16 protein-coding genes are annotated in these 21,180 nt (G+C 68.7%); 9 read left to right on the top strand and 7 right to left on the bottom strand.

All coding sequences use genetic code 11. The annotated features are described in order from the left end of the window. Positions 1-64: 64 nt before the first annotated feature. From rpsD to infA, 5 genes are all read right to left on the bottom strand, one after another. On the bottom strand, positions 65-670 hold the full coding sequence (gene rpsD, locus ACFVIV_RS03090) for a 30S ribosomal protein S4 (RefSeq protein WP_379193082.1): 606 nt from the start codon (positions 668-670) through the stop codon (positions 65-67). Positions 671-692: 22 nt separating this feature from the next. After that, entirely contained in the window at positions 693-1,106 is a 414-nt protein-coding gene (gene rpsK, locus ACFVIV_RS03085) for a 30S ribosomal protein S11 (RefSeq protein WP_067543866.1), read from the bottom strand. Positions 1,107-1,115: 9 nt separating this feature from the next. Next, positions 1,116-1,487, bottom strand: coding sequence for a 30S ribosomal protein S13 (gene rpsM, locus ACFVIV_RS03080; RefSeq protein ID WP_379193081.1), 372 nt, complete (start codon positions 1,485-1,487; stop codon positions 1,116-1,118). A 210-nt stretch (positions 1,488-1,697) separates the two neighbouring features. Beyond that, entirely contained in the window at positions 1,698-1,811 is a 114-nt protein-coding gene (gene rpmJ / locus ACFVIV_RS03075) for a 50S ribosomal protein L36 (protein ID WP_033085975.1), read from the bottom strand. Between the two features lie 99 nt (positions 1,812-1,910). After that, a complete protein-coding gene (gene infA / locus ACFVIV_RS03070) occupies positions 1,911-2,132 on the bottom strand; it encodes a translation initiation factor IF-1 (protein WP_040804562.1) in 222 nt (73 codons plus the stop codon). Positions 2,133-2,495: 363 nt separating this feature from the next. On the opposite strand from infA, the gene ACFVIV_RS03065 reads away from it, so the two are divergent. Together ACFVIV_RS03065 and ACFVIV_RS03060 are read left to right on the top strand one after the other, a co-directional pair. Continuing rightward, positions 2,496-6,482, top strand: coding sequence for an AAA family ATPase (locus ACFVIV_RS03065; protein ID WP_379193115.1), 3,987 nt, complete (start codon positions 2,496-2,498; stop codon positions 6,480-6,482). 134 nt (positions 6,483-6,616) lie between these two features. Next, positions 6,617-9,709 (top strand): NAD-glutamate dehydrogenase domain-containing protein, encoded by a 3,093-nt coding sequence (locus ACFVIV_RS03060; protein ID WP_379193080.1) that lies wholly within the window; start codon positions 6,617-6,619, stop codon positions 9,707-9,709. 11 nt (positions 9,710-9,720) lie between these two features. On the opposite strand, the gene ACFVIV_RS03055 is transcribed toward ACFVIV_RS03060, so the two are convergent. Beyond that, positions 9,721-11,247, bottom strand: coding sequence for a PucR family transcriptional regulator (locus ACFVIV_RS03055; protein ID WP_379193079.1), 1,527 nt, complete (start codon positions 11,245-11,247; stop codon positions 9,721-9,723). Between the two features lie 184 nt (positions 11,248-11,431). Here ACFVIV_RS03055 and ACFVIV_RS03050 point away from each other — a divergent pair, with 184 nt between their 5' ends. From ACFVIV_RS03050 to ACFVIV_RS03030, 5 genes are all read left to right on the top strand, one after another. Beyond that, on the top strand, positions 11,432-12,859 hold the full coding sequence (locus ACFVIV_RS03050; RefSeq protein WP_379193078.1) for an aminobutyraldehyde dehydrogenase: 1,428 nt from the start codon (positions 11,432-11,434) through the stop codon (positions 12,857-12,859). Between the two features lie 79 nt (positions 12,860-12,938). Then, positions 12,939-14,279, top strand: coding sequence for a 4-aminobutyrate--2-oxoglutarate transaminase (gene gabT, locus ACFVIV_RS03045; protein WP_379193077.1), 1,341 nt, complete (start codon positions 12,939-12,941; stop codon positions 14,277-14,279). 48 nt (positions 14,280-14,327) lie between these two features. Continuing rightward, the gene (locus tag ACFVIV_RS03040) at positions 14,328-15,785 is read left to right on the top strand and encodes an NAD-dependent succinate-semialdehyde dehydrogenase (RefSeq protein ID WP_379193076.1); all 1,458 of its coding nucleotides are present in this window, start codon (positions 14,328-14,330) and stop codon (positions 15,783-15,785) included. A 185-nt stretch (positions 15,786-15,970) separates the two neighbouring features. Continuing rightward, positions 15,971-17,527 carry an APC family permease gene (locus ACFVIV_RS03035; protein WP_379193075.1) on the top strand — a complete coding sequence of 519 codons (1,557 nt, stop codon included), beginning with the start codon at positions 15,971-15,973 and terminating at the stop codon, positions 17,525-17,527. A 110-nt stretch (positions 17,528-17,637) separates the two neighbouring features. Then, complete coding sequence (locus tag ACFVIV_RS03030; protein ID WP_379193074.1) at positions 17,638-19,002, top strand: flavin monoamine oxidase family protein; 1,365 nt, start codon at positions 17,638-17,640, stop codon at positions 19,000-19,002. Between the two features lie 69 nt (positions 19,003-19,071). On the opposite strand, the gene ACFVIV_RS03025 is transcribed toward ACFVIV_RS03030, so the two are convergent. Next, positions 19,072-19,425 carry a DUF4254 domain-containing protein gene (locus tag ACFVIV_RS03025; protein WP_379193073.1) on the bottom strand — a complete coding sequence of 118 codons (354 nt, stop codon included), beginning with the start codon at positions 19,423-19,425 and terminating at the stop codon, positions 19,072-19,074. Between the two features lie 328 nt (positions 19,426-19,753). On the opposite strand from ACFVIV_RS03025, the gene ACFVIV_RS03020 reads away from it, so the two are divergent. Both ACFVIV_RS03020 and ACFVIV_RS03015 read left to right on the top strand, forming a co-directional pair. Continuing rightward, on the top strand, positions 19,754-20,593 hold the full coding sequence (locus tag ACFVIV_RS03020; RefSeq protein WP_379193072.1) for a GntR family transcriptional regulator: 840 nt from the start codon (positions 19,754-19,756) through the stop codon (positions 20,591-20,593). Then, positions 20,590-21,177, top strand: a complete 588-nt coding sequence (locus tag ACFVIV_RS03015) for a GNAT family N-acetyltransferase (RefSeq protein ID WP_379193071.1) — start codon at positions 20,590-20,592, stop codon at positions 21,175-21,177. Before ACFVIV_RS03020 ends, ACFVIV_RS03015 begins: the two co-directional genes overlap by 4 nt. The last annotated feature ends 3 nt before the right edge of the window (positions 21,178-21,180 follow it).

Here is a 21,180-nt window from a genome sequence, read left to right as displayed (position 1 = left end):
TTTCGGGGGTGTGGGGGCGAAGCCCCCACAAAACTTCTCTCCTACCAGCGGCGCGGTTAGCGCCTTACTTCGAGTAGAACTCGACGATCAGCTGTTCCTGCAGCGGAACATCGATCTGCGCACGCTCGGGGAGCTGGTGCACCAGAATGCGAAGGCGGCCGGGAACGACCTGGAGCCAACCCGGAACCGGGCGGTCACCGAGGGTCTCGCGAGCGACCTGGAAGGGCAGCGTCGGCAGCGACTTCTCCTTGACATCGATGATGTCGTACTGAGAAACCTGGTAGCTGGGGACGTCGACCTTCACGCCGTTGACGATGAAGTGGCCGTGCGACACGAGCTGACGAGCCTGACGACGGGTCCGAGCCAGACCGGCGCGGTACACGACATTGTCCAGACGGCTCTCGAGCAGGCGGAGCAGGTTGTCGCCGGTCTTACCCTTGAGGCGGTTGGCCTCTTCGTAGTAGCGACGGAACTGCTTCTCCATGACGCCGTAGGAGAAGCGAGCCTTCTGCTTCTCCTGCAGCTGCATCAGGTACTCGGACTCCTTGATCCGCGCGCGGCCGTGCTGGCCCGGCGGGTAAGGACGACGCTCGAACGCCTGGTCGCCTCCAACGAGGTCAACACGCAGACGACGCGACTTGCGGGTGATGGGGCCGGTGTAACGAGCCATTTTTCTCTACCTTCCTTCCCGCTTAGACGCGACGCCGCTTGGGCGGACGGCAGCCGTTGTGCGGCTGCGGGGTGACATCGGAGATCGTGCCGACCTCCAGGCCGGCGGCCTGGAGCGAACGGATCGCGGTCTCGCGGCCCGAACCCGGGCCCTTGACGAACACGTCGACCTTCTTGACGCCGTGCTCGGCCGCCTTGCGGGCGGCGTTCTCGGCGGCAAGCTGCGCGGCGAACGGGGTCGACTTGCGCGAACCCTTGAAGCCGACGTGGCCCGACGACGCCCAGGAGATGACGTTGCCGGCCGGATCGGTGATCGACACGATGGTGTTGTTGAACGTGCTCTTGATGTGCGCGTGGCCGTGGGGGACGTTCTTCTTGTCCCGGCGACGCGACTTCTGAGTCTTCTTCGGGCCCGAGGCCCGGCTCTTCGGAGGCATGCGCTATCCCTACTTCTTCTTGCCGGCGACGGTCTTCTTCGGACCCTTGCGCGTGCGGGCGTTGGTCTTGGTCCGCTGGCCACGCACGGGCAGGCCACGACGGTGGCGCAGACCCTGGTAGCAGCCGATCTCGATCTTGCGACGGATGTCGGCCTGCACCTCGCGGCGCAGGTCACCCTCGACCTTGAAGTCCTGCGACTCGATGTAGTCGCGGAGCTTGGTCACGTCATCGTCGCTGAGGTCCTTCGAACGCAGGTCCGGGCTGACGCCGGTCTGCTCGAGGATCTCCTTGGCGCGGGTACGGCCGATGCCGAAGATGTAGGTCAGCGCGATCTCCATGCGCTTTTCGCGCGGGAGGTCGACGCCCATCAGACGTGCCATGTTGGCGATTCCTTAATTTTGTCGGAGGTCTGCTCCCTGTCCGTCCCCTCGTGTGGGGCCCCGGCCTCCGTACCGGGGGTAGGCCGCCATCCGTCCCCTACGGGACTCGGCGACGGCGACTGGCGCTGGGAGTTTCTTCTCTTGTTGCCAATCCGAACCGCGTTCGGTGCTTGGCTGGTGAGCGATCCGAGCTCGGCCCGAGGGCCGAGATCAGCCCTGACGCTGCTTGTGGCGCAGGTTCTCGCAGATCACCATGACCCGGCCGTGGCGGCGGATCACCTTGCACTTCTCGCAGATCGGCTTGACGGACGGCTGAACCTTCACGTCAGATCCAATCTGGTTGCGGTGTTCACTGGCCGTGAACACAGTTTTTCCCCGGCCGGATCGACCGGGGAAGACCCGAGACTCGCTGGTCCCGGAAACTCACTTGTAGCGGTAGACGATGCGACCGCGGGTCAGGTCGTAGGGCGAGAGCTCCACGACGACTCGGTCCTCAGGCAGGATGCGGATGTAGTGCTGCCGCATCTTGCCGCTGATGTGAGCGAGAACCTTGTGGCCGTTCTCCAGCTCGATCCGGAACATCGCATTGGGCAACGGCTCGATAACTCGGCCCTCGACCTCGATGGCCCCTTCCTTCTTCGCCATATCCTCCGCGATCCCGGTTTAGGCCGAACCTGGTTGGTTCGAGCTCTGTTACGGCTGGGTTCGGCCGCCGCGATTCGTCGTGCACTTGCGTCGACCCGGTGCCATACTCCTCTGACACGAACTGCGGCGTGTTTTCCTCTAGTGAGGACATGCCACAGCCAGCGAGTAGGTGCACCGCCGACCAAGCTTACCCGTTTCCCCTGATCCGGCCAAATAAGGCCGCGATGACGTGGGCCAGGCCACGCCCACTCTCGGCGCTCGCCCCCACCGGTTTGCGCTCGATCGCTAAACTACGTGCTTGTCCTTGCAAGATCGGTCCAGCACTCGGGGGTTACTGTGAGCCGCACCAACGACGGCCTCCCCATGCTTCCACCATGGCTGTCCGAGGGTGAGGTCGCCGACCCCGGCTACAACGCCCCACCCGTCGAGAACCTCCCCCACGACGACCTCATCCCCGAGGAAAAGTCCTCCCGCCGCCTCTTCGGCCGCCGCAAACCCCGCAAGGACACCCCCGAACCCCCGGCCCCCGCCCCCACCGGTCGCACCCCCCACCCCGACCCGGACCCCCAGCGGCAGCCCCACCCGAACCAGCCCACCCCGGGCCAGCAGTTCACCACTCCCCCCACCCCGGGCCCGAACTTCACGACCCCGCCTGTCCCCGGTCCGAACTCGACGCCGCCCACGCCAGGCCCGACCTCCGGGGCGCCCGCCCAAGGCCCGCATTCCGCCCCGCCCGCCCAGGGGCCGAGCTCGATGCCGCCCGCCCAGGGTCCGGATTTCACGCACGCGCCGGCCCAGGGCCCGGAGTTCGCAACTCCCCCAACCTCGGGCCCGCGCTTCACCACCCCTCCGGAGCCCCAGACCGAGCGCCCACCCCTCCCGGACCCGCTCGCACCTCCGTACGCCGCAGGCCGCACCGCGGATTCGCATTCCACCCAACAGCAGCCCGCCGACCCGCGCTTCACCACGCCGCCGATCCCGGAACCGCAACAGCCGCAACCCAACCGCGGCCAGTTCAACGCGCAGCCACCCCTGCCACCGACCCCTGAACGTGCGGCACAACCACCGCTGCCGCCGTCCCCGGACCCCCGGAGTTCGGCGCGCCCGCCCCTGCCGGAACCCCCGGTCTCGCAGGCACCCGGTCAGCCGCCACAGACTTCGGCCCGCCCGCCGCTGCCCGAATCACCGCACGCGCCAAACCCGGCCCGCCCACCGCTGCCCGAGTCACCGCATGGCGAAAGCCCGGCGCGCCCACCGCTGCCGGAGTCGCCGCACGCGCAGAACTCAGCACGGCCGCCGCTCCCGGAGTCGCCGCACGCACCGAACTCAGCACGGCCGCCGCTCCCGGAGTCGCCGCACGCACAGAACCCCGCGCGCCCGCCGCTGCCCGAATCACCGCACGGACAAGACCCCGTCCGCCCGCCGCTGCCCGCTGCACCGGCCGCGCACAGCTCGGCCGGTGCGCCCCTGCCTTCCGCGCCCGGTACAGATGCATCGGCCACTCCGCCGCTTCATCCCGCGCCGAATTCGGCTGCGGCGCAGTCGCCGCTGCCGCCTGCGCCCACAGCGGCCGACTCGGCGCACCCGTCGAACCCGACTGCGCTGGATTCGTCCCGGCCTCCCATTCCGCCCGCTCCGAGTTCCCCGAGCGCGGGCCGGCCTCCGCTGCCGCACTCTCCCGGTGAGCACGATTCGGCGCGCCCGCCGCTGCCGCCGGAATCGCAGCCGCTGCCCGGTACCGGTTCGGCCGCAGGGCAATCCGGGGGTCCGGCCGTCGGCACCCCGCCCTCTGACGACACGGCGATCTCCGACGCCGCCGGTGCGCCGGAGATGACGACACGGATTCCGCTGCCCCCATTGCCGTCCGCACCGACCGGCGATGCGGGTGAATCCGATTCGGCCGCAGCCGGAACCACCGACGGCGCGAGTTCCGCTGCCCGCCGGCGTATGGATGACCTGCTGCCTCCGCCACCGAGCGCACCGGCCGACAATGCGGCGAACGCCCGCGGGCCGCTGCCGCCCGCACCCGGCGACCTGGCCGAAACAGGCCCGGCCGCAGGCGGATCCGCGGTGGATGTCAATCCTGCCCGCCGGAACCCCGACGATCTGCCGCCGCCGAACGTCCCGGGTCGCGCTCCGGGCGATGGGCCGGGCGGCGATGCACCGTCCAGCGCGAGCGATCCCGGCGCACAGACCGGTATGAGCCGGCCTGCCGATTCCGCGAACCGCGAAGCGGCCGGGCAGAATTCGCCGGGCTCGGCGGCCGGTGGCTTCGACGAGATGTCCGCACCGGACGGGCAGACCGACGGTCCAGGTCGGCATCACGCCTTGGACGTCCCGCTTCCCCTGCCGCAGCGGACGCCCTACCCGGCCTCCGATATGGGGCAACAGGCTCCGCCGCCGTACGGCCCGCGCCGCGTACCGCCGCAGGCGCCTGCGGCGTCCGGCCAGGAACCGCACCTGCCCGGAACCGCGCCCATGCCGCAGGTTCCCGGCAATGACCACCGTTGGATGGCGCCGCCCTCCAGACCGCCGGCCGATCCAGTCCGCGGCCAAGCGCCGAATGCTCCTTTCGCACCGGCGAATGAACAGGTCGGTCCGGCCGACTCACAGTCGGGCGTGCCCGGGCAGTCGGGCAACGCCGCCTCAGGCAGTCCGGGTTCGATGAACAGCGCGCCGGGACAGGAGAACTGGCGCGCGCCCGACTATCCTGGCGCGCCCGAACCGGATTCGGCGCACGGCTCGCGCACTGAATCGTGGCCCGCGGGTGGGAACGCGGCGGCGCCGGATAACTCGAGCGCCCCCGGCCGGCCCGGAACGTATGGGCGACCGGATGGAGCGCCGAGCCGACCGGACAGTTACGCCAGCGAGCAGCTGTACGGCACTCCGGGACAACCGGATTCCGCCGAGTCCGGCCTTCCCTACGGTGGGACCGGCCAACCCGGCCTCGTCGGGCAAGGTCAACCTCTCGGCGGTTCGGGCATGCCCGACCGTTACACCGGTGAACAGCCGTATGGCGGTCCGGGACAAGTGGATTCCGCCGGACAGAGCGAGTACTACGGAGTCCCCGGCCAGCCGGAGCCCCTTGAGCATGGCCGGCACCATGGTGCGCCGGGGCAGCCCGGTGCGGGCGAGCACGGCCCGCACTACGGTGCGCCGGGACGACCGGAGTCGGTGGAGCATGGCCGCCACCATGCCGGACCGGGGCAGCCGGAGGCTGCTGAGCATGGCCGGAACCTCGGTGCGCCGGGGCAGCCTGGTTCTGCCGCGCAGGGGCAGGGTGGGGCTTCTTGGCAGCAGGCGGGAGCGCCTTGGCAGCAAGGGGGTTCGGGGCCGCAGGGGGTCGGGCAGCAGGGCGCTGGGCCGCAGGGGTGGAATACGTCTGCGCCGGTGCAGTACGGGACCGGCGGGGCGGGGCAGCCGGGGCCGTCGCTGGATGATGTGCAGTGGCGGCGGGCGAAGAAGGCGCCCGGGTCGGGGTGGCGGAAGGCTGTGCACCACGTGTCGGGTGGGGCCATTAATCCTGGGTTGTCGGCTGAGGAGCGGCGGCTGCAGGAGTTGGTGGCTCGGATTCGGCAGCCGGTGCGGGGGGATTACCGGATTGCGGTGCTGTCGTTGAAGGGTGGGGTCGGGAAGACTACGACCACCATGGGGTTGGGGTCGATTTTCGCGTCTATTCGCGGGGATCGGGTTATTGCCGTGGATGCGAATCCGGACTTCGGGACGTTGTCGCAGCGGGTGCCGTTGCAGACGCGGTCCACGGTGCGGGATCTATTGCTGGATCCGAATATTCAGCGGTATTCGGATGTGCGGCGGCATACCTCGCAGGGCGGTAGCCGGCTGGAAGTGCTTGCCAGTGAACGGGATCCGGCGGCGTCGGAGGCGTTCAGCGAGGAGGAGTACCGGGCCGTCGCGCGGATTCTGCAGCGGTTCTACAACATCATCCTCACCGACTGCGGTACGGGACTGATGCATTCGGCCATGGCGGGCGTGCTGGATCTGGCGCATTCGCTGGTGCTGATCTCGTCCTCGGCCATCGACGGCGCGCGCAGTGCGGCGGCCACCCTGGACTGGTTGTCGCTGCACGGGCACGACCATCTGGTCCGCAATGCGGTGGTGGTCATCAACCTGCCGCGGCCGGGCGCCGCGAATGTCGGCATCAACCAGTTGCGGGACTACTTCCTGTCCCGCTGCCGGGCCGTGCACATCATTCCCTACGACGCCCACCTGTCCGAGGGCGCCGAAATCGACCTGGCTCGCCTGCACAAGCAGACCAAGCGTTCCCTGGTCGAGCTGGCCGCCACGGTCGCCGACGACTTCGCCACCGACCACCGCCGATACCGGGGCTGATCCCGGCCGGTCCGCGGCAATGGACAGTGCGGAGTGCGCGGGCGTTGTTTCCGCTCCGGTTCGGCGGGTGTGGTGCGGGTCTCTTTGCGGCAGATTGACTGCGATACATCGGTCACCCACAGGGAGATGAGCAGATGCACCGCGGAGCAGGCGCCGCCACGCTGGACGAGGACCGGATCGACGTCGTGCCACGGCTCGATTTCGACGGGGTCGCCGAGGGCTTGCCGAGCGGGCGATTGGTGTGGCGCGGAGCCGCGCCGCAGCTGACGGAATTGATCGAGATCTTCTCGGCGCTCGGCCTGCGGGTTTCCACGCACGAGGTGACGACCGAGGGCGCGGACGCGGTGCATCGGTTCACGTTCTGCCCGACGGCCTTTCACTGGGATGAGCAAGCGGCCGAGCTGGTTTCGGCGGCATTCCTGGCCGCGGTATCCGGGCAGCTCGAGGTCGACGGATTCATCGGCCTGATCGGCACGGCGCGGCTGGCGTGGCGCGATGCCGTGCTGGTGCGGGCCGCTTGCCGCTATCTGCGGCAGGCCGGATTGCGGTCCAGCGAGGCTTCGATCACCGAGATCCTGTCCGCCCAACCGGAATTCGTGCGCGCGTTCGTGGCGCTGTTCCACGCCCGCTTCGATCCCCGGCACACCACCGGCCGCGCCGGACTGGTCGCGGACGCCGATGCGGCCGTGCTGCGCCGGCTCGAAGCCGCGGCCACGCTGCCCGAGGATCAGCTCCTGCGCGGCCTGCACACCTTCTGCTCGGCGGTGCTGCGCACCAACTGGTATCAGCCGGGCCGTCCGGTGGTCGCCTTCAAGCTCGCTCCCTCCCGGCTGTCGGTCACGGCTCCGATCACCCCGTATCGCGAAATCTTCGTGCACTCCAAGGAAGTCGAGGGCAGCCATGTGCGGTCCGGGGCCATTGCCCGCGGCGGCCTGCGCTGGTCGGAGCGCGTGGACGATTTCCGCACCGAGGTGCTGGGACTGATGAAGACCCAGACGGTGAAGAACTCGGTGATCGTCCCGACCGGCGCGAAGGGCGCGTTCGTGGCGCGCCGCACCACCGACGCCCAAGCCGTCGAGAGTGCCTACGCGGCCTTCATCGGCGGATTGCTCGACGTCACCGACAATATCGTCGAGGGCACGCTCACCCATCCCGAGCACACCGTCGTCTACGACGACGCGGACCCGTACCTGGTGGTCGCCGCGGACAAGGGCACCGCCCGATTCTCCGACCTGGCCAACGGCATTGCCGTTTCCCGGGGCTTCTGGCTCGGCGACGCCTTCGCCTCCGGCGGCTCCACCGGCTACGACCACAAGGCCCTCGGCATCACCGCCCGCGGCGCCTGGCGTTCCATCCGCCAGCATCTCACCGAACTCGGCATCGATCCGGATACCCAGCCCTTCACCGTCACCGGTATCGGCGACATGTCCGGTGATGTCTTCGGCAACGGCATGCTCGAAACCGACCGCATCCTGCTGGTGGCCGCCTTCGACCACCGCCACATCTTCCTCGATCCGGACCCGGACCCCCAGCGCTCCTTCGCCGAGCGCCGCCGCCTGGCCGCCCTGGACCGCAGCAGCTGGGCCGACTACGACCGCGATCTCATCTCCGAAGGCGGCGGCGTCTGGCCCCGCACCGCCAAATCGGTCCCGCTCTCGGAGCAGGTCCGCTGGCGCCTGGGCATTACCGCCGCGGAACTCCCCGCCCCCGAACTGATTCGAGCGATCCTGCGCGCCGAGGTCGACCTGCTCTTCAACGGCGGCATCGGCACCTACGTCCGCGCCGCCGCCGAACTCGACGCCGAAGTCGCCGACCCGGCCAATGACGATGTCCGCATCACCGCGGATCTGCTGCGCTGCCGCGTAATCGGCGAGGGCGGCAACCTTGGGCTCACGCAACGCGCCCGCATCGAATTCGCCGTCGCCGGCGGCCGCGTCAACGCCGATTTCATCGACAATGCCGCAGGCGTAGCCATTTCCGACCGCGAGGTCAATCTCAAGATCGCCCTGTCCGCCGCCGTTGACGCAGGCACCCTCGCCCCCGCGGACCGAAATCGCCTCCTGGCCGCCAATTCCGACGCCGTCGTCGCCGCGGTCCTCGCCGATTGCGACAAGCAGGCCCTCGCCATCAGCCTGGCCGAGGCCCACGCGCCTTTCCTCATCGACCGCCACGGCCGCCTGATCGAAAACCTCGAACAAGCCACCGGCCTGGACCGCGCGGCCGAATTCCTCCCCACCCCAGCCGAACTCGCCGCGCGCCGCCGGGCGGGCACGGGCCTGACCCGCCCCGAGATCGCCGTCCTCCTGGCCATGTCCAAGAACCTGGTCCGCGACGAACTCCTGTCCTCCGACGCCACCGACGACCCGGTAGTAGCCGGAACCCTGGCCGACTACTTCCCAGAATCGGTCCGTGACACGATGGGCCCCCACACCCTCCGCGAGCACCCCGTAGCCCGGGAAATCGTCGCTGTGGCCGCCGCCAACCAGGTCATCAACCGCGTCGGCCCCGGGATGATCCACCGCTTGGAGGAGCGCCTGGGCGCGGGCACACCCCATATCGTGCTGGCTTGCACCGTCGTTCACGAGGTCCTCGATATCGACCGCTGGTGGCGCGACGCCCTGGCTCTCCCCGGCGTCTCCCCTCAGGTCCGCATGGGTCTTCTCGGCGACATCCAGCACGCCGTGGAGGAGTCCACCGCCTGGCTGCTGACCCACCACCGCTCCGGCACCTGGTCTGCCGAAATCGACTGCTATGCACCGCTGGTCGCGAATCTCACGGCGGCATTGCCTCGCCCCGGCGGCCATCCGGGCCGGGACTCGGCCAACCTGCGCCTGCTGTCCCAGGCCCTTCCCCTCAGCGCCACCGCCGACCGGACCGGCTTGCCCATTGCCCTGGTCGCCCAGACCTACCGCGAACTCGGCGAACTCATCGGATTGGATTGGCTGGCCAAGACTTTCGCCGAAACCCACACCTCCGACCACTGGGAAACCCTTGCCGCGGCCGTACTCGGCGATGAACTGCGGTCCCGCTGGCATGCCCTGACGGCGGCGGTCCTGGCCGAGGCCGATCCAACCGATTCGGCGCGCGACACGGTATCGGCCTGGAGCACAACACCCGCGGCGATCCGGTTGATGGAACTGGTTGGCCGGCTACAGCGGGCCAACAGGGCGGACATCGCCCGATTGTGCGTGGTGAACGCGGAATTGGCCGCCGCGGCCGAACAGTAGGCCAACCCGCGTCAACGATGCGCGATGACCGCCAGCAGCAGTTCGGCCCGAACCCGGGCGGTGTCCAGCCGGCAGCCGAGGACCGACTCGATTTTGGTGATCCGGCTGCGCAGCGTGTGCCGGTGCACGCCGAGAGCTGTTGCGGCGGCTTCCCATTGGCCGTGGGCTTCGAGATAGGCGCGAAGTGAGGCGACGAGATCGGTGCCGTGGCGGTCGTCGTAGTCGATGAGCGGTTGCAGCATCGCCTCCGAGACGGCGGAGAGGACTCGCCTGGCCTCCGGGAAGGTCAGCAGGGCATGACCGGCCAGGGCGGCGGGCTCGAGCGGGATGGCGCCGGGGAGGGCGGCCGAGGCGGCCAGTTCGGCGTGGTCGATGGCCGCGGGGAAGCGGCGCAGGGGATGTGGGGCGCTGAGGCCCGCACGCAGGGTGGCCCGGGTCGCCGGTGGGAGGTGAGCCAGGAGGCGTTCGGCGGATTGGTCGGTGTCCGCGCCGGACAGGAGGATAGCCGCACGGTCAGCGGTGACGTGGGCGAATAGCTGGCGGTCCTGCGTGCTCAGCTGGTCGTCCACGGCAGTGACTGCGCGAGTGAGGGTTTCGGGTGTCGCACTGCGGAGGACCAGGGCGCGGACTCGCCCGGAGCGATCGGCCGCCGGGGTCAGGTGCTGCCAGACGGTGTCGAGCTCGGTCGGCTCTTCCAGCAGCATGGAGAGGGCTTGAGTATTCAAGCGGTTCTGCGCGATTCGCAGGCGCGCCGGCTTCTCGAAGTCGAGGGCCAGCAGCGAGCTGGCGTGACCCAGCAGAACCTGGTCGACGGCGGAGAGCGCGGCGGGAGCGACCACGGCCAAGTGCCCATGCACGGTTTGGCCGGCTGTAATCGCCTGCACGGCAATGGATTCACCTGAAGCCGTGTGAATAACGCCGCTACTGGCGCCATCCCCGCGGGTGCCGACGAATTCGGTGAGGCGGGCGGCGATCTCGTCCGGAACACGACGGGGGTGAGCGTCGGCAATGGCGCCGTCCGCGCCGATGACGATCACGGTCGCGGACAGGGCGGCGGAGAGTTCCTTGATGACCGCCCGAACGCCTTGAATGGCAGCGCGAGTCATCCGCGGCTGCGCCCGGGAAGCCCGCAGCACCTTCTCGTACTCCTGTTCGGCCAACCGCCCCATGACCTTCTTGGTGATGGCGCCGAAGGGCGTCGGCAGCGGCACCTCGAACAGCGGCAGGCCGAGCCGGTCGGCGGCGTCGACGAGGTCGGCGGGAATGCGCTCGTGCGAGAGCCCGATGCCGAAGCCGACCGCCGCGACGCCCACCGCGTCCAGGTCCGCGAGATAGCGTTCGCGGTCCGCGCGACTGAGCGGCAAACCCATGCCGGTGGTCAGGACCAGCTCCCCGCCCGACAGCCAGTGCTGCGGCTCGGTGAGTTCCGAGGTGAGGACGAGGGTGATGTCGCGCCCGAGCCCGGCGCTGCCGCCTTTCAGCGCCAGTCCCAGTTCGGGTTGGGACAGGACCCAGCGGACCGGAATTCCCGCGTTCACAGCACTCCGTTGGTTATCTGGACAGATCGTCGAAACCCGATTCTGCCCGCACTCCACTGCGGCAGGTGACTCGGGGGTGTGTCGCGCAGCACACTGACTGGCAACCCGGCAGTCCCATCACCCAGGCAACGCGCGGGCCGCCGAAGTTCGAGAACCGCACCACATCGCAGGAGAACGGGCAGATATGACCGAGAAGCTTCGCAATTACATAGACGGCCAGTTCGTAGCCGCCACCGGAGCGGAGTCGTTCGAACTGATCAGCCCGGTGGACGAGAGCGTGACCGGCACCAGCCCGATCTCCGGGCAGGCCGATATCGATGCCGCGGTCGCCGCCGCCACCCGCGCCTTCCCGGCCTGGAAGGCCACCACCCCGGGCCAGCGCCAGGCCGCACTGCTGAAGCTCGCCGATGCCATCGAGGCCAACTCCGATGCGCTCGTCGAGGCGCAGTCCCGCGACACCGGTCAGCCCAAGCACCTCATCGCCGCCGAGGAGGTCGCCACCGGCGCGGATCACCTGCGCTTCTTCGCCGGCGCCGCGCGCATGCTCGAGGGCAAGTCCGCCGGTGAGTACATGAGCGGCTTCACCTCCTATGTGCGCCGCGAGCCGGTCGGCGTGATCGGTCAGGTGACCCCGTGGAACTACCCGCTCATGATGGCCATCTGGAAGATCGGCCCGGCCCTGGCCACCGGCAATACCGTCGTTCTCAAGCCCAGTGACACCACGCCGGGCAGCACGCTCGTGCTGGCCGGGCTGTCGCAGGGCATCCTGCCCGACGGCGTGCTCAATGTCGTGCTGGGCACCGCGGCGACCGGCGCCACGCTGGTGGAGCATCCGGGGCTGAGCATGGTCTCCATCACCGGTTCAGTGCGCGCGGGCATCGAGGTGGCCAATGCCGCGGCCAAGCAGGTCAAGCGCACGCATCTCGAATTGGGGGGCAATGCACCGGTGGTCGTGTTCGGTGACGCCGATATCGAGACCGCCGCCGACCGCATCGGCGACGCCGCGTTCTTCAATGCCGGCCAGGACTGCACCGCCGCCACCCGTGTGCTGGTGCACGAGTCCGCCCACGACGAGCTGGTCGCGGCCCTGGTGAAGAAGGCCGAATCGGTGCGCCCGGGCAAGCCCGATGACGAGGAGGCCGCTTACGGCCCGCTCAACAACATCCGGCACTTCGAGACCGTCACCGGCAAGATCGCCGCACTGCCCGCGCACGCCGCCATCCGCACCGGCGGCGAGCGGGTCGGCGAGACCGGTTTCTATTTCGCCCCGACCGTCATCACCGGTGTGCGCCAGGACGATCCGATCGTGCAGGAGGAGATCTTCGCACCGGTGATCACCGTGCAGACCTTCGCCGACGAGGCCGAGGCGATCACGCTGGCCAATGATGTCGTCTACGGCCTGGCCTCCAGCATCTGGACCCGTGATCACGGTGTGGTGCAGCGTGTTACGGCCGCCCTGGACTTCGGCGCGGTGTGGGTGAACGCCCATATCCCGCTGGTCGCCGAGATGCCGCACGGCGGGTTCAAGCGCTCCGGCTACGGCAAGGACCTGTCCGCCTACGGCGTCGAGGACTACACCCGCATCAAGCACGTCATGAGCGCGCACGACTGACCGTCGCGTGGATCCCGGCGCGGTGCGCGCCGGGATGACGGTGTGGCGCTTACCGATTCCCTTCCGCAGAAAGACTTCGATGACCGAGATCAGCTACCGGCTCCCGCAGCAGCGGGCGCTCGTCACCGCCCTGCCGGGCCCGCGCTCGCAGGAGCTCGCCGCCCGGCGCAAGGCCGCCGTCGCCGCGGGTGTCGGCTCCACCGCCCCGGTGTACGCCGCCGATGCCGATGGCGGCGTCATCGTGGATGTGGACGGCAATACGCTCATCGATCTCGCGGCCGGTATCGCGGTCACCAATGTCGGCGCCTCGCATCCGAAAGTCGCCGCGGCGGTGAGCGATCAGGCGCAGCGCTTCACGCACACCTGTTTCATGGTGACCCCGTACGAGGCGTATGTGCGGGTGTGCGAGGAGCTGGCGGCGCTCACCCCCGGCGATCACGAGAAGCGCAGTGTGCTCTTCAATTCCGGCGCCGAGGCGGTGGAGAACGCGGTCAAGGTGGCGCGGCTGGCCACCGGCCGGACCGCGGTGGTCGCCTTCGATCACGCGTATCACGGCCGCACCAACCTGACCATGGCGCTGACCGCGAAATCCATGCCCTACAAGGCGCATTTCGGCCCGTTCGCGCCCGAGGTCTACCGGATGCCGATGTCCTACCCGTTCCGCGACGGCGGCCTGGACGGCAAAGCCGCTGCGGCCGAAGCCATCCTGCGCATCGAGAAGCAGATCGGCGCGGATTCGGTGGCGGCGATCATTATCGAGCCGATCCAGGGCGAGGGCGGATTCATCGTCCCCGCACCGGGATTCCTGCCCGCGCTGGCGGAGTGGGCGCGCGCCAACGGCGTGGTGTTCATCGCCGATGAAGTGCAGACCGGCTTCTCCCGCACCGGCGACTGGTTCGCCTGTGACCACGAGGGCGTGGTGCCCGACATCATCACCATGGCCAAGGGCATTGCCGGCGGCATGCCGCTGTCGGCCATCACCGGCCGGGCCGAGCTCATGGACGCCGTGCACGCGGGCGGCCTGGGCGGCACCTACGGCGGCAACCCGGTCGCCTGCGCCGCCGCGCTGGCCGCCATCGAGGTGATGCGCGACCACGACCTGCCCGCCCGCGCCCGCCGCATCGGCGAGATCGCCACGGCGCGCTTCACTGAACTGGCCCAACAGGTTCCGGCCATCGGTGACGTGCGCGGCCGGGGCGCGATGCTCGCTCTCGAGTTCGTGAAGCCCGGCACCACCGAACCGGACGCCGCCCGCACCGCCAAGATCGCAGCCCGCTGTCTCGAACAAGGCGTCATCACCCTCACCTGCGGCACCTTCGGCAATGTCATCCGACTGCTGCCGCCCCTGGTGATCGGCGAGGACCTGCTGGACGAGGCGCTGACGGTGCTGTGCACCGCGATCACGGATCTCGCCGCATGACCGGCCGCTGTCCCCAGATCTCTATCGTCCCGCTGCGGAAGGCCGCCCATGACTGAGTTCCACGGTATTCGCGAGCTGGTCCCCACCGGCGTGTGGATCGACAACGCGGCCGTTCCCGCGACCGGCGAGCAGACCTTCGCCGTCCTCGATCCGGCGACCGGCGATCAGCTCGCCGAGGTCGCCGACGCGAGCGCTCCCGACGCCCTGCGCGCACTCGACTCCGCCTGCCGCGTCCAATCCGAGTGGGCCGCAACGGCTCCGCGCCGGCGCGCCGTCATTCTGCGCCGCGCCTGGGAGATTCTCACCGAGCGCACCGAGGAACTGGCGCTGCTCATGTCGCTGGAGATGGGCAAGGCCATCGCCGAGGCGCGCGGTGAGGTCGCCTATGGCGGTGAGTTCCTGCGCTGGTTCAGTGAGGAGGCCGTCCGCATCGGCGGCCGCTACGCCGACTCCCCCGGGGGCACCGGGCGCATCCTGGTCAAGCACGAGCCGGTCGGGCCGGTCCTGGCCATCACGCCGTGGAACTTCCCGCTGGCCATGGGAACTCGCAAGATCGGCCCCGCGCTCGCGGCCGGGTGCACGGTCATCGTGAAGCCCGCCGAGGACACTCCGCTGACCATGCTGGCGCTGGCCGCCATCTTCAAGGAGGCCGGACTGCCCGACGGTGTGCTGTCGGTGGTTCCCACCAGCGATGCCGCCGCGGTCACCGCCCCGCTGCTGGCCGATCCGCGCCTGCGCAAGGTGACCTTCACCGGATCCACCCGCGTCGGCAAGATCCTGCTGAAGCAGGCCGCCGACAATGTCCTTCGCACCTCGATGGAGCTCGGCGGCAATGCCCCCTTCATCGTCTTCGAGGATGCCGATCTGGAGCAGGCCCTCGCAGGGGTCATGCTGGCGAAGATGCGCAATGGCGGCGAGGCGTGCACCGCGGCCAACCGCATCTACGTGCACGATTCGATCCGCGCGGAGTTCTCCGCCCGGCTCGCCGAGCAGCTCGCCGCCCTGCGCGTGGGTCCCGGCTACCGCCCGGACGTCGATCTGGGCCCCATCATCAATGCGAAGCAGCGCGCGAATATCGCTGCGCTGGTTGACGATGCGGTCGCCGCGGGCGCGGTCGTGCGCACCGGCGGCAAGCCCATCGACGGCCCCGGCTTCTTCTTCCAGCCCACCGTTCTCGACGAGGTGCCGCGGACCGCCCGCATCCACTCCGAGGAGATCTTCGGACCCGTCGCCGCCGTCTACGGCTTCGACACCGAGGCCGATGTGGTGGCCGCGGCCAATGACACCGAATACGGTTTGGCCGCTTACTTCTTCACCCGGGACCTGGATCGGGCCCTGCGGGTGAGCGATGCCCTGCACGCCGGCATGGTCGGCGTGAACCGTGGCGTCATCTCCGATCCGGCGGCCCCGTTCGGCGGGGTCAAGCAGTCGGGTCTGGGCAGCGAGGGCGGATCCGAGGGGATCAGCGAGTACCTCGACACCAAATACGTCGCGTTCCCGCGCTGACGTCATAGTCGCGTCCCATCGCGGACGTCCATCGCGGCTCCGATCGCGATTCGCGGCACGCCGGCCCCTGCGCCGGGTTCCGTGCCCACCCGACCATCCGAGTCGGTTTCACCACCGCGGCGCGGTGCCGATGGAAGCGCCCTGCACGCTTCCATCGGCGCCAGACCCCTGCTCGAGGAGCTTCGATGCTCGTGCAAAACCATACGGGGGACGATCTTTCCGCTCAGAGCGGCAAGGGATTGGCGACCGATAAGGTCGGCACTTTCGCGGGCGCCGTGCTCAGCATCGCGTCCATCGCACCGGCCTATACGACCACCGCCAGTCTGGGTTTGATCGTGGCGGCGGTCGGACTGAAGATGCCGGCGCTGCTGATTGCCGGATTCATCCCGATGTTTCTGGCCGCGTACGCCTACCGCGAATTCAATGCCGAAACTCCGGATTGCGGCGCTTCGTTCACATGGTCGGCGCGGGCGCTCGGACCGTATGTCGGATGGATGGCCGGATGGGGTTCGGTGATCGCGGTGATCATCGTGCTCGCCAATATCTCCGCGGTGGGTGCGGAATTCCTTTATCTGATCTTGGGCAGGCTCACGAATTCGACAACCATTGCCGAACTCGGTGGCAATAAGATCGTTAATATCGCGACAACTCTGGCATTTCTGGCAGCCGCCGGCTGGGCTGCGAGTCGCGGCATCACCTCCAGCGAACGCGCGCAGAAGATTCTGGTCGGCTTTCAGTTGACCGTGCTGCTGCTGTTCGCCGGCGTGGCGCTGTTCCGCGCGGTCTCCGGGGATGCGCCGTCCGGTTTGAGTTTCGATATCGACTGGTTCAATCCGTTCACCGGAATCACCCTGGGCGCCTTCGCCATCGGCCTGGTCGGTTCGGTCTTCCTGTTCTGGGGCTGGGACACCGCGCTCACCCTCGGCGAGGAGTGCAAGGATCCCAAGCGCACGCCGGGCCGGGCCGGGCTGCTGTCCATCCTGACCGTGCTGGGCACCTATCTGCTGCTGGCGGTGGCGCTCATGTGGTACGCCGGGACCGGCGATACCGGTCTGGGACTTGGCAATCCGGATAACTCGGGCAATGTGTTCGGCGCGCTGGCCGCACCCGTGCTCGGCGGGGCGGGCGAACTGCTGCTCTACACCGCCGTGCTGGCCTCCGCGGTCGCCAGCCTGCAGGCCACCTTCCTGCCCGCCGCACGCGCCATGCTGGCCATGAGCGCCTACCGGGCGCTGCCCGAGCGGTTCGCGGCCGTGCACCCGACCTATCGGGTGCCGCGCTTCGCGACCGCGGTGGCCGCGGTGGTGGCGGGCGCGTTCTACGCGATCACCGCGCTGCTGTCGGAGAACGTCCTGATGGACACCATTGCCGCCATGGGCATCATGATCTGCTGGTACTACGGCATCACCGCCTTCGCCTGCGTCTGGTACTTCCGCAAGCGGTGGTTCGCCTCGGCCCGCGATTTCGTGTTCAAGCTGGCGTTCCCGCTGCTCGGCGGGGCCATGCTGCTCATCATCTTCGGCATCTCGGTCTCGGAGAGCCTGGATCCCGAGGTGGGCAGCGGCGCTTCGATCTTCGGCATCGGCCTGGTGTTCTACCTGGGCTTCGGCATTCTCGCCCTGGGCGCGGTGCTCATGCTCATCGCCCGCTGGCGGGATCCGGAGTACTTCCGCGGCCGCACCCTGCCGCGCGCGGTCTCCGGCGAGCCGCTGCCCGCGCCGGCACGCCGTTCTGTCGAATGAGTCCTCGGCCACTTCGCCGATCCGGTGGGGGCAGCGGCCCCCACCGGCGCACATACTGGAATCAGCAATCTTCGGGTTATCCGAACCTGGATGTTCAGCAAGGAGCTCTCGTGCCTGTCATCACTCGTGACGTCGTGGTCGTCGGAGCCGGGCCCTCCGGTCTGACCGCCGCCGTGGAATTGCGCAAATCCGGCCTGTCCGTAGCCGTGCTGGAGGCGCGCGACCGGGTGGGCGGGCGCACCTGGACCGGGAATATCGACGGCGCGATGATCGAGATCGGCGGGCAGTGGCTGTCGCCGCATCACACCGCCGCGCTCGAACTGGTCGAGGAGCTCGGGCTGGAGACCTTCAGCCGGTACCGCGAGGGCGAGTCGGTGTACCTGGCCGCCGACGGGACCCGCCAGCAGTTCACCGGTGACGTGTTCCCGGCCGCCCCGGAGACCGCCGCCGAGATCGACCGGCTCATCACACTGCTCGACGAGCTGGCCGCCGAGGTCGGGGCCGAGCAGCCGTGGGCGCATCCGCTTGCCGCGGAGCTGGATTCGATTCCGTTCAGCCTGTGGCTGGAGCGGCAGTCCGAGAACGAGTACGCGCGGGAGACGGTGGCGTTCTTCGTGTCCGGGGCCATGCTCACCAAGCCCGCACACACCTTCTCCACGCTGCAGGCGCTGCAGATGGCGGCCGCGCAGGGGTCCTACACCGCGCTGGCCACCGATTCGTTCATGCTCGACAAGCGGGTCGTGGGCGGCATGCAGCAGGTGTCGCAGCGGCTGGCCGCGGTCATCGGCGCGGATCTGCACCTGAATTCGCCCGTGCGGCGGGTGGAGTGGTCCGCGGACGGTGTCACCGTGTTCGCCGACGGGGGGCTGGAGGTGCGGGCCGATCGCATGATCCTGGCGGTGCCGCCGAACCTGTACTCCTGCATCAGCTTCGACCCGCCGCTGCCGCGCCGCCGGCACCAGATGTACCAGCACATGTCCTTCGGATTCGTGGTGAAGGTGCACGCGGTGTACCCGACGCCGTTCTGGCGGGAAAAGGGTTTGTCCGGAACCGGTTTCAGCGACACCGATATGGTGTCCGAGGTCTACGACAACACCAACCACGGCGTGGACAACGGCGCACTGGTCGGTTTCATCGCGCACGAGCAGGCCGACGCGTTCTTCGCCATGGACGCCGCGCAGCGCAAGCAGGCCGCGCTGGATTGCCTGGTCCGCTACCTCGGACCCGAGGCCGGGAATCCGGACGTTTACTACGAATCCGACTGGGGCGCAGAGGAATGGACGCGCGGCGCCTACGGCGTCAGCTTCGACCTCGGCGGCCTGACCCGCTACGGCCGCGACCATCGCGACCCCATCGGGCCCATGCACTTCGCCTGCTCGGATCTGGCCGGGCACGGCTTCCAGCACGTGGACGGCGCGGTGCGCATGGGCCGTCGCGCCGCGGCCGCCATCGTGGCCGAGCGCAGTCTGGTGTGACCCGCTGATCCGGGCCGACGTCCTGCCGGGGCCCGCCCTTGGGGCTCCGGCAGGACTGCCGGCACCGATCTACCAGGCGGGGAGCCGACGCCGTCCGGCGAGCACGTCGCGGACGAGATCGTCGTAGGCGTCGGACAATTCGGCCAGATGATGCCAGGCGCCGTGCAGCATTTCGTCATTGGCGTCGAGGGTCATCAACGCATGGTGCGCGCGGACGGACGCCTCGGCCAGCCGGTCGATGACCGACCCGACGGTTTCGGTGTGCAGCGTGGCGCCGAGCCGATGCTGGGGCACCGAGCGCACGATCCAGTCATCGATGGCCATGACCAATTCGATTCGGCGGCGCTTGTTTTCGATGATCGAGGTGGGATCCGTTTCCGGGCCCGTGCCACCCCGGCCTACCAGGCGCTTCTCGTGGAGCACCGCCAAGTCATGGGCGAACCACAGCAGTGGCCCGCCGATGACGCGGTGACCGCGGCAAGCGCGTAAGAGTAGGTCGGAGGTCGGCAATAGCCCGGTTGCGAGGGTTTGCGCCTCAATGTCCGCATACTGAGGGGACACGTCGGGCAATGCCACAACGACCGTATTTGATGTCTCCGAACCTGCCACGTTGCCTCGCGTTCATCGACGTACAACACCGCATTCAGGACGTTCATTACAATAAACTTCTAAACCTGGCTGTCAAGCCTTACACGGCGGTTCGCGCACCGGAGTAGACTTCGGTGCCTTGAAGCAACAACCCAGGAGCGACATGGGTGACGGTCCGAGATATCAACGGATCGCAGACCTCCTCCGTGAGGAGATCCGCGCCGGCAAATGGAAACCGGGCGATCGACTACCAAGCCACAACGAGCTGGCCGATCAGATGAATGTCTCGATCACCACGGCTCGCAACGCGATACAGCTCCTGGTCGCCGAAAATCTGGTCTACACAGCCACTTCCAGAGGCACAATTGTACGCAGTCAAGAAGTGCTGGAATCGGTTGTCACCAACCATATTCGGCCGGACAGACCGAAAGCCTCGCACGATATCTTCGTCGAGATAGCGCGCGAGGCCGGCCGGGAGCCGTCCAAACAGTTCAGTGCGCGAATGGAACCGGCCAGTCCGGAGGTGGCGCACTGGCTCGGAGTGGAGAAGGATTCCTGGGTGGTGTCCCGCACCGTCATGCAGTATCTGGACAATGAGCCGTGGTCCTGGGAGGTCAGCTTCTATCCGCGAGATCTGGCCGAGGCCACCGGGATTGACGTCCCGCACGATATTCCGGAGGGCACCACCCGCCGCCTCGCCGACCGCGGTTTCGCCGAGACGGCCCATCGCGACACGGTGGTGTCCCGCCCCGCCACCGCGGAGGAGGCGGCCGTGCTCGGGGTGGGCCCCGGCACCATCCTGCTCGACCATCTCCGCATCGGCGCCAACCACGAGCGCATCACCCGGGTGACCCGTCACCGCTCCACCGCCGCCCGTAACCGCCTGGCCTACGAACTGGGCGACGATCCGGGCATCGACATCATCCGCAAATCCCTCGGGGCCCCTTGTCCCCCAGGCAATTCGCACTCCTTCGGAAGTTCCCTCCTACCCGGCTCGCCATGAATCCGCACCTCCGCCCGGCCCGTATCGGAGACCTCGGAACCATCACCAGGCTCCGCCTGCAACGCACCCACTGGCTGGCGGCCCGCGGCAGCGACCAATGGACCAGGGCCGGACGAGGTCTCCCCATCGAGACCTTCGTCCGGTCCGTGGCCCTGTCGGTCCGCAATGGCGAAACCTGGATGGCCGACATCGACGGGCACCCCGCCGGCACCATCACCATCAACCACCGCGCCGATGAAGGCCTGTGGTCCCCAGGCGAACTAGCCGACTCCCTCATCGTCCACTACATGATCGTGGACCTCCGCTACGCCGGAAACCGCATAGGCGAAGCCCTCCTCGCCCACGCCACCCGCCAGGCCCGCACCCACAACCTCCCCTGGGTCCGCCTGGACGCCTGGACCACCAACCAAGCCCTCCACGACTACTACCGCCGCGTCGGCTTCACCCTCGTCCGTATAGCCGGCCCCGAAGCCACCGGCCCGTCAAGAGCCCTTTTCGAAAGGCCCACCGCCGGTTGGCTTCCCACCTGGACAAACCAGACACCAGCCGTCATTCCCCACGCCACCGAACTCCACGCGGGCTGACCG

Source organism: Nocardia sp. NPDC127526 (genome assembly GCF_042672265.1).
GTDB lineage: Bacteria > Actinomycetota > Actinomycetes > Mycobacteriales > Mycobacteriaceae > Nocardia.
This window is presented reverse-complemented; position numbering and strand designations above follow the sequence as displayed.

Coding starts and splice junctions, on each gene's coding strand:
- rpsD (WP_379193082.1), bottom strand. CDS start 670: ATGGCTCGTTACACCGGCCCCATCACCCGCAAGTCGCGTCGTCTGCGT.
- ACFVIV_RS03035 (WP_379193075.1), top strand. CDS start 15,971: ATGCTCGTGCAAAACCATACGGGGGACGATCTTTCCGCTCAGAGCGGC.
- ACFVIV_RS03040 (WP_379193076.1), top strand. CDS start 14,328: ATGACTGAGTTCCACGGTATTCGCGAGCTGGTCCCCACCGGCGTGTGG.
- ACFVIV_RS03065 (WP_379193115.1), top strand. CDS start 2,496: ATGCTTCCACCATGGCTGTCCGAGGGTGAGGTCGCCGACCCCGGCTAC.
- ACFVIV_RS03050 (WP_379193078.1), top strand. CDS start 11,432: ATGACCGAGAAGCTTCGCAATTACATAGACGGCCAGTTCGTAGCCGCC.
- ACFVIV_RS03015 (WP_379193071.1), top strand. CDS start 20,590: ATGAATCCGCACCTCCGCCCGGCCCGTATCGGAGACCTCGGAACCATC.
- gabT (WP_379193077.1), top strand. CDS start 12,939: ATGACCGAGATCAGCTACCGGCTCCCGCAGCAGCGGGCGCTCGTCACC.
- rpsK (WP_067543866.1), bottom strand. CDS start 1,106: ATGCCTCCGAAGAGCCGGGCCTCGGGCCCGAAGAAGACTCAGAAGTCG.
- ACFVIV_RS03020 (WP_379193072.1), top strand. CDS start 19,754: ATGGGTGACGGTCCGAGATATCAACGGATCGCAGACCTCCTCCGTGAG.
- ACFVIV_RS03060 (WP_379193080.1), top strand. CDS start 6,617: ATGCACCGCGGAGCAGGCGCCGCCACGCTGGACGAGGACCGGATCGAC.
- infA (WP_040804562.1), bottom strand. CDS start 2,132: ATGGCGAAGAAGGAAGGGGCCATCGAGGTCGAGGGCCGAGTTATCGAG.
- rpsM (WP_379193081.1), bottom strand. CDS start 1,487: ATGGCACGTCTGATGGGCGTCGACCTCCCGCGCGAAAAGCGCATGGAG.